General features: G+C 49.2%; 9 protein-coding genes and 1 pseudogene. 2 read left to right on the top strand and 8 right to left on the bottom strand.

Going from position 1 to position 8,124, the window contains the following annotated elements; translation table 11 throughout:
• The 5 genes and pseudogenes from HMPREF0980_RS19250 to HMPREF0980_RS11315 form a co-directional block, all read right to left on the bottom strand.
• Positions 1–243: pseudogene (locus HMPREF0980_RS19250) on the bottom strand (IS4 family transposase); the annotation flags it as partial.
• A 257-nt stretch (positions 244–500) separates the two neighbouring features.
• Positions 501–923, bottom strand: coding sequence for an RrF2 family transcriptional regulator (locus tag HMPREF0980_RS11325; protein WP_049729212.1), 423 nt, complete (start codon positions 921–923; stop codon positions 501–503).
• A gap of 188 nt (positions 924–1,111) precedes the next feature.
• Positions 1,112–1,987, bottom strand: coding sequence for a 4Fe-4S binding protein (locus HMPREF0980_RS11320; protein ID WP_049729139.1), 876 nt, complete (start codon positions 1,985–1,987; stop codon positions 1,112–1,114).
• 1 nt (position 1,988) lies between these two features.
• A complete protein-coding gene (locus tag HMPREF0980_RS19160; RefSeq protein ID WP_198146242.1) occupies positions 1,989–2,135 on the bottom strand; it encodes a CD1871A family CXXC motif-containing protein in 147 nt (48 codons plus the stop codon).
• Between the two features lie 2 nt (positions 2,136–2,137).
• On the bottom strand, positions 2,138–2,713 hold the full coding sequence (locus HMPREF0980_RS11315; protein WP_049729138.1) for a TlpA family protein disulfide reductase: 576 nt from the start codon (positions 2,711–2,713) through the stop codon (positions 2,138–2,140).
• A gap of 151 nt (positions 2,714–2,864) precedes the next feature.
• On the opposite strand from HMPREF0980_RS11315, the gene HMPREF0980_RS11310 reads away from it, so the two are divergent.
• Positions 2,865–3,743 carry a helix-turn-helix transcriptional regulator gene (locus HMPREF0980_RS11310; protein ID WP_049729137.1) on the top strand — a complete coding sequence of 293 codons (879 nt, stop codon included), beginning with the start codon at positions 2,865–2,867 and terminating at the stop codon, positions 3,741–3,743.
• Between the two features lie 195 nt (positions 3,744–3,938).
• The gene (locus tag HMPREF0980_RS11305) at positions 3,939–4,595 is read left to right on the top strand and encodes a GntR family transcriptional regulator (RefSeq protein ID WP_207643609.1); all 657 of its coding nucleotides are present in this window, start codon (positions 3,939–3,941) and stop codon (positions 4,593–4,595) included.
• A 27-nt stretch (positions 4,596–4,622) separates the two neighbouring features.
• Here HMPREF0980_RS11305 and HMPREF0980_RS11300 read toward each other — a convergent pair whose 3' ends face one another.
• From HMPREF0980_RS11300 to HMPREF0980_RS11290, 3 genes are read right to left on the bottom strand one after another with little or no spacing between them, the layout of a single operon-like run.
• Positions 4,623–5,681 carry a zinc-dependent alcohol dehydrogenase gene (locus HMPREF0980_RS11300; protein ID WP_049729135.1) on the bottom strand — a complete coding sequence of 353 codons (1,059 nt, stop codon included), beginning with the start codon at positions 5,679–5,681 and terminating at the stop codon, positions 4,623–4,625.
• A 20-nt stretch (positions 5,682–5,701) separates the two neighbouring features.
• Positions 5,702–6,883: an MFS transporter gene (locus tag HMPREF0980_RS11295; protein WP_198146236.1), complete on the bottom strand. Its 1,182-nt coding sequence runs from the start codon at positions 6,881–6,883 to the stop codon at positions 5,702–5,704.
• Positions 6,884–6,888: 5 nt separating this feature from the next.
• On the bottom strand, positions 6,889–8,070 hold the full coding sequence (locus HMPREF0980_RS11290; RefSeq protein ID WP_049729133.1) for an alcohol dehydrogenase catalytic domain-containing protein: 1,182 nt from the start codon (positions 8,068–8,070) through the stop codon (positions 6,889–6,891).
• Between the last annotated feature and the right edge of the window lie 54 nt (positions 8,071–8,124).

The raw sequence follows: 8,124 nt of genomic DNA, 5'->3' as shown, positions 1-8,124 counted from the left end.
CTCGCGTTGCTGGACAAAAGCTGAAGCAGAAGGGGTGTGGCAGGAGCAATGGAATGCACGGAGGAGCTCCTGGTTCAGGCTCTTTTTTCCCATTGTGATAAGGATACGGAGCATCTGCTCGAAGCCAAGCTTGCGGATCCTGACAAAATCGTGCCCCGGCCTTCGGACGAAGGGGGCCGGATTGGCGGCCATCTTAGAGATGAGTGTGAGTAGCTTCTTCTTTAGAATCTGTGGAAAATGCATAGGTGGAACCTCCTTAAGAAATATATAATTAATTGGCTTCGCCACAAATTTCTAAAGAATTGTCAACCTTTTTTTATAAAAAAACAGAAGAAAGATGCAGAATATATATTTTAAAGTATTCTACATCTTTCTTCTGTTTTCTTAACTTAATGACATTGATTCCACAGGCTTAGGAATCTGTGTGAGAGTCGCAGTCCCGGACGCATCGCAGCAGATGCCCCCTGCCTCCCCAGCGGCGTCCTAATTTACGTAAACTCCTATTTTTTCGGACACCCGGTTACTTTTTTCTCTACATCTTCTATCGTTATCGTCTCAAGATGCTTTTTGCAAAGTTCATTCATATCACCGTATATACTATCCATCATTCCTGCCATGCCGGACGCAATCATACAATCCATGTCAAAGTTCCCTGACTTCCATGAAGCTTTCACGATTTCATCCTCCAGAGCGTCGCATATATGACGGAGGGTTACATTCCGTGCATCTGCTACCATATGATAGCCGCCTTTGATTCCCTCTTTTGTCTCCACGAGATTCTTTTTTTTCAGCTTTGCCATCACTTTCCTTACCCGCGCCGGATTCGTGCAGATATTTTCAGCCAGCTCCTCGCTGGACAGCACCGTGTCTTTATGATGCAGATATACCAGGGCATGTACTGCAATTGTAAATTCGCTTGTCATCTTATTTCCCACTCCTTTTGCTCTCGTCCTCATCCTTTGTATCTCCAAAACCATAGGCGAGCACTATTCCAATCAGCGTTCCCATAACGACAGCCCCGACGGGGCTGGCAGTTACCGCTCATCCCCCGCTGTTGCAGCCGATGAATACATAGTACGCAAATCCAAGCGCCGCGCCGAGCAGTACAAAGCTAATTCTTTTCATGTGTCTTTTCATGGCAGCCTCCTTTCCCTTTCCTGATGGCGTTCGTCGGGCACGCCTTGATACAGTCGCCACAGCGGATACATTCCAGGCTGTTGGGCTGTTCCCACACCTTGATATCCATCTTACACGTCCTTTGGCACTTCCCGCACTTGATACAGTCGCTTTCTTCTATCCTATATCGGTATAACGCGACCGGGTTAAAGAAACTGTAGACCGCGCCGAGAGGACAGAGGTATTTGCAGAAAGGGCGGTATACCCATAATGACAGTATTATGATAGCCGCCAGTAACGATACCTTCCATATAAACAGTCCGCCCACTGCATTTTGCAGCGATTCATTGAGCAGCACAAGCGGAACGCCGGCGGTCAGGGTACCGCTTGGACATATGTACTGGCAGAACCACGGGCTTCCCTGTCCGATGATATCGACCACAAGCAGCGGAAGCAATAGGACGAACAGCACGAGTATGACATATTTCAGCCATTTGAGCACCTTATGGCCCGGAAGATTCTTTCTCTTCCTAAAAAACGGTATCTTGTACAGCAAATCCTGAATCAGCCCGAACGGACAGAGCCAGCCGCATATAAACCTGCCAAATAACGAACCAAAGAATATCAGGAACCCAACAACGTAGAACGAAAACTTAAAATCTCTGCTCCCGAGCACCGCCTGAAGAGAACCTATCGGACACGACCCGAGCGCTCCCGGACAGGAATAACAGTTGAGCCCGGGCACACACGCTGCTTTGGTGGGACCTGTATATATCTTCCCTGTGAGGAATCCGAAAAGGTAACCGTTCGTTACCGCTGTAAAGGCAACCTGTACGCACAGCCGCATCCGGTTTTTTATCGCATTTATCATCTTAGCCAATTCCTATACACTCCAAACAAATATTTACGGCTTTTGTCAGCACGGTCACTGCCTCACCGCGTGTCATACCGATATAGATGAACAACGCCGCCGTCGAAAGCAGCGCGGCCTGAATCCATCTGACTTTCCTCCTGCACATAACTATATCTCTCCAAGCAGCTTATCTATGATGCCTGCCCACTCTGCTTTGTCACGGGCGCCTGAGTATACCTCTCCAACCTGGTTTCCCTCTTTATCCACGAAGATAGTTGTCGGTACGACATTTACAGAGCCTAATATTCCTGACATCAAATCCTGTGACGCAATCATATGCGTATAATCTGCCTTCGTTGTGGAGACAATCTCTTCTGCCTTCTCATCTTTTGCTTCCCCCACATCGCTGACAAGGCCAACAATCTGCACCCCTTTATCTGCATACTCACGGCTCAGCTCTCCAAGATCTGGCATCTCGCGGATACAAGGCCCGCAGAACGTGCCCCATATATTAACCATCGTAAGGTCGGCTTTGGAAAATATCTCATCGGAAACCGCTTCTCCTTCCAGCGTCTCAGATTCAAAAGCTCCGAATACTTTGTCTGAGGCAGCAGATGAGGCCTTGGGGCTGTCGGAGCTCCCGGAATCGGCCTTCTTTTCTTCCTTCCCGGTGCTGCAGGCGGTGAGCAGCAATGCCAGGCTCAGCGTTAAAATCGTTATTGCTTTAGCTCTTTTTCTCTTCATCATCGTCTCCTTTTTAATCTGTAACATTTTAATTTTCAGTTTATATTGTAATTATACTTGTTACAGTTGTGTTTGTCAATGGTGAAAGAAGCAAAAAAAGTCGAGAGATTTCTTAATTTTTTCTTTATACTAAAAGCAAGGAGGTAGCAGAATGAAGGAACAGATAGAAGCAGTCCAGAGAATGCAGAATTATATAGCAGGCCATCTGTTTGAACGGATAACTCTGGCAGAGCTCTCCAGGGAATCTCTGTTTTCCCCATGGCACTCATACCGGCTGTTCAAAAAATGGACAAACCTGACCCCGGCAGAATATGTCCGCAGGATGCGGCTGTCCGCATCTGCGCTGCGTCTGCGGGACGAAGGATGCCGGATAACTGACATTGCATTCGATATGGGATTCGGAAGCGTAGATGGCTATCAGAGAGCATTTTATAAAGAATTCGGATGTAATCCAAAGGAATATATGGAAAATCCGGTTCCTTTGTACCTGTTTACTCCGTATGGCGTCATATACAGAGAAATAAGAAAGGAAAATCAGACAATGGAAAATGTAAAGAATGTATTTGTACAGGCCGTCACAAAGCCTGCACGCAAGGTAATCATAAAAAGAGGAATCGAAGCGGATGATTACTTCCCATACTGCGAGGAAGTAGGCTGTGATGTGTGGGGGCTTCTGATGAGCATCAAAGCTCTGGAAGGAGAACCGGTATGCCTGTGGCTTCCCGATGCTTACCGGACTCCCGGCACGTCCGTGTACGTACAAGGCGTGGAGGTGGATGTGAATTACGACGGTCCTGTCCCGGAAGGCTTTGATGTCATATTGCTCCCGGAGGCCGCTTATCTCATGTTCAAGGGTGAGCCATTTGAGGAAGAGGATTACTGCCAGGCCATTGAAGAGATACGGGACGCCGTTGCTAAATACGACCCGTCACCGGCTGGCTATGAATGGGATTCGGAGAATCCTCGTATACAGCTGGAGCCGATTGGCACGAGGGGATATATCGAAATGCTGCCCGTCAGACTGAAATAAGAAGACGGGGTAAAATAACGGACGTGATACGGAAATGCCCCACCCTTTCCTGATAAAGGGAGGGGCGTTTCGATGCTCATAGTATTAACAGATGCATATCGAAATTTCTTTATTGTATGATTCTGTTCCATATCTTATAATAGCTTTTAGAACGATGCATTATAATATATATAGATTGGAATATGGTGAATCATGATGGAAATGAAATTATCAAAAAAAGAAATCGCATATACGCAAATCAAACAAGCTATCATAAATAATGAATTTACTTCCGACACGCTTCTTACTGAGGCCTTCCTCTGCAACAAATATGAGTTAAGCCGTACCCCTGTCAGGGAAGCCCTCCAGCAGCTTACAAGCGAAGGCTTTGTCAACTTTACGCAGGACAAGGGATTTTCTATCGCCCAGATAGGGTTGGAGGACTGCTTGCAGATATATGAGATGAGAGAGGCTCTCGAAGGGATGGCCGCAAGGCTCTGTTCCATCCGGATATCAGAAGCCGAGCTCGGTCAGTTAGAGAATCTTCTTGCCGCAAGTCGGGATGCCTATGAAAAAGGAGACCTGAAACAGTCGATGGTAAAGGACATGGATTTTCACCGCTGTGTCATGCGCGCTTCTAAAAACACACGGATGGAACAATCACTGAATAACTTAATCGAACTGAGCAGCCGCCTTACGTTCAAAGCCAATCATGAGATTGTGGAACTGTCGCTTAAGCAGCACGAAGAACTGCTACAGGCGATAAAGGCCTCTGATAAAGACGGTTCAGAGGCCATCATGCGCCGTCATGTAGCTACCTCGAAAAAATATCACTTTTCACACTATTACCTTGATGAGCCGATGGACATTTAAGCTATCGTTTTTCCCGGTATCGTCCTCCTAATCCTTGAAAGTGAGCATTACTTTCCGGGCGATGTCCTTATGGTTCACAGCCATATCAAATGCGGCGTGAATATCTTCAAAATCAAAATGGTGCGTGTTCAGGGCTGCAAAATCATACTTATCTTTAATCTTGGACATGAAGCGAATCGTCCTCGGGAACCATCGTTCCGGTCCTGCGACACCTGCGATGTGCAACGTCTTCCATATCGTCTTGCCAATCTCCACTGGAACCTTGCGTCCGACGGAATGACCGATGACACCTACCCTTGCGCTGTTTCCAGCTATGTCGAACAGGGATGCGATTCCGATATCATTGCCAGAACATTCGATTACCACATCTGCACCGCGTCCGTTCGTCAGCTCCTTTATCTGCTCCTCCACAGGAGCGGCTGTCGGATCCACCACGATATCTGCACCGAATTTCAAGGCATTCTCCCTTCTCGCCTCGAGAGGATCTATGACGATGACCGTGGCTCCGGATTCCGCCGAGACCATGCTTGCACAGAGACCTATCGGGCCACCGCCGATAATGGCCACTGTATCGGAAGCATCCGGACAGCACCCGTTATACCATACGCCGCCGTAGCCGACGTTGAACGTCTCCACCCATGCGCCCAGCTCGTAAGACCAGTCATCTGGTATCACATGGGTATATGCCTCTTCGAGAATCATATATTCCCCCATGCCCCCCGGAGAATCCGGGCGAAAGCCTACTTCTCTCATATTGAGGCAGGCGGAAGGAAGCTTTCCGTCTTTGCAGTTGGCACAGTTAAAGCATGCAAGGGCACACTCTCCGACCACCTTATTCCCCGGCACGACAGATGTCACCGCGCTCCCTACTTCTACAGCCCGACCTGCCCATTCATGCCCCGGCACGTACGGAGCGATGTCATACCTTCCCTCCGCTGACTTACCTTCAAAGCACTCTACGTCCGATCCGCAGATACCGCATGCCCCGAGCTTTATCAAAATCTGGTCCGGCTTCAATTCCGGAAGCTCCACTTCTTCGATTCTAAGGTCCTCTGGTCCATACATAAACGCCTGTCTACATTTCATAATTTCGTTCTCCTTCCAACTTACATTCTGATATTATTTTCATTTTCTAACCGTACACACCTTATTGCCAGATACATGCTGACAGCGATGAGAAACGGAAAGCAGTTCAGCAGCAGAATTCCATACGAGAATTTTATCTCCGCCACAGCCCCTGCCAGCGCAGGGAATACCATGAATCCTGCTGCTGCGGCAAACATCACCACCGCTGTCACAGAAGCTTTGTGTTCCGGACGGTGTCTGTTTGCAATCGACACCACGAGTGGGACGACACCGCCGGTTGCAAAGCCTGCTGCCACGTATGATACGATATATATCCACAGACGGTCAGCGAGCGTCGCCAGAAGCATGACGCCTCCACCGGCCAAGCTGCATACCGCCGTATAGCGGTACAGATTGTACCTTCCCGAACGAGCGGCGCAGTACAGCCGCCCCGCGATAATGCCTCCCCACATGGCATATACAGGATAGTTTACCGCGCCCCCGGTCACCCCCATAGGACCTGCCATATAAGAGGGCAGCCACATGGAGCAGCCACAGGAAAAGCCGGTGTATCCCATCACGGCGAGACAGAGACAAATCGTGTGCCTGTCTTTTAGAAGCCCTATGACCCACCCGGCCTTTACCGACTCAGCGGCGGCAGGTCTGCCATACCGTTTCTGTGCCAGGTAATATATTATCTGTACAGCGATACAGATTCCGCCAAGCACGTAAAAGGCATCTTTAATATACAGCTGTCTGGCCGATAAGGCAGTAATAATCATCGGCGCTGTAAGCGCCCCCATCCCGAAGCATGCATGAAGTATGCTGAGATATCTCGGACTCGCTTCCTGGTACAGTTCACTTACATAAGCATTCAACGTAGAGTCGAGAAGCTTTGTGCTGCCTCCGATAAGAAAGAAAAGCAGCAGAGCCAGTGCAAATCCGGGCATCGTTCCCATTGCCAGCAGAGAGAGCCCATACATTCCGGCCGTCATCTTAACCATGTAATCGAACCTGAGGTAAGAGGAGAAAAAGATACCCAGTAAAAGTCCCGCGATACCGCCCAATCCCTGTAATAAGGAGAAGTACCCCGCCTCCCGGAGCGGTATGTCATATTCAGCGATGAGGGCGGGCAGCAAAGGCCCGATAGCTGTTACGGAGAATGCATATACGAGCATAAGGGCATACAACGGTACTGCCAGTATGTTTCTGCCGTCTCTCATAGCTGTCATCTCATCTTAATGAGATTCTTGCCGCCGGATGCCTTCTGCGTATCGATAATGGCCTGCTCGGCATCATCGAGAGCATACCGCCCCGTAATCAGCTTCCGGTAGTCAAAGCGCTTTGCAGCGATGAGGCCGATAACATTCTTGAATATGGCGTCGCCTGCATGACCGTTGCTTCCCGTGACCCGTCCGTTTCTCCAAATCATCTGAGCCACATTGACTGGAGCCGCGTCGTTTTTCGGACTGTGTGCTATATTCACAATCGAACCTCCGGCCGCGACACTCAAGGACATTTGAGGATACAGGATGTCCGGCTTGCCGGCCGCTTCTATCTGCAGGTCACATCCCCACCCATTCGTATGTTCCATAATGACTTCTCTGGAAGTCAGGTCCTGCTTGGACAGCACCACCGGATTGAATACAAAATCTGCCCCGAACTCTTTCGCCATACGCTGCCGCTCTTCATTAACCTCGAAGGCGAATATCTTCGCCATACCAGCCTGTCGCATAAGGGCAATACAGCCAAGGCCGATTGCCCCCGCACCGTATACCGCGCCATATGTTCCGGGATGGATACCTCCTGATTTGATAATCGTCCCGTTATATGCGATTCCGGTCGGCTCAACGAGCGCTCCGAGCTCCAGCCCGTCATCCACACCGTATGCCTCCACGATATCATTGATGCTCCACACAAACTTCTTGTTCACTTTGATATACTCCGCCATTCCGCCCGGGATGGTAGAGCCGGGTTCCAGCAGGTTACTGCACTGGTTGAAATGATATGTACGGCATTCTTCACAGTGTCCGCAATACTGCATCTCTTCTGCCGTTACATAATCGCCTACCTGGAATGTCTCTACATTCTTTCCCTTTTCCACAATTTCGCCGCAGAACTCATGTCCCGGTATGAGCGGGAACCGGGTCAGCCAGGCAAAATTGATATACCCATCTTTATCTTTTTCATGTACGTGCCCGTCAGATCCACATACGCCGCATGCCGCCACCTTGATGAGCACGTCATCATCTCCAACCTGCGGAACTTCAACTTCCTCGATACCGTATACGGCGTCCTTCCATACCATCGCCCCGTTGCGCACGATACCGGTACGCTTTTCAAACTCGTCAAATTCATAGCCCGGCTTTGGCGCCCTGACCGCGTGAACTACCAATGCTTTCATCTTCATATCCGATGCCTCCTCGCTTATTCTTTTCACTTACGTCATCAGCCTGTATATACC

Source organism: Dorea sp. D27 (assembly GCF_001185345.1).
In the GTDB taxonomy this organism is placed as follows: Bacteria; Bacillota; Clostridia; order Lachnospirales; family Lachnospiraceae; genus Extibacter.
The sequence above is the reverse complement of the archived record's forward strand: the minus strand, read 5'-3'. Positions and strand labels throughout refer to the sequence as shown.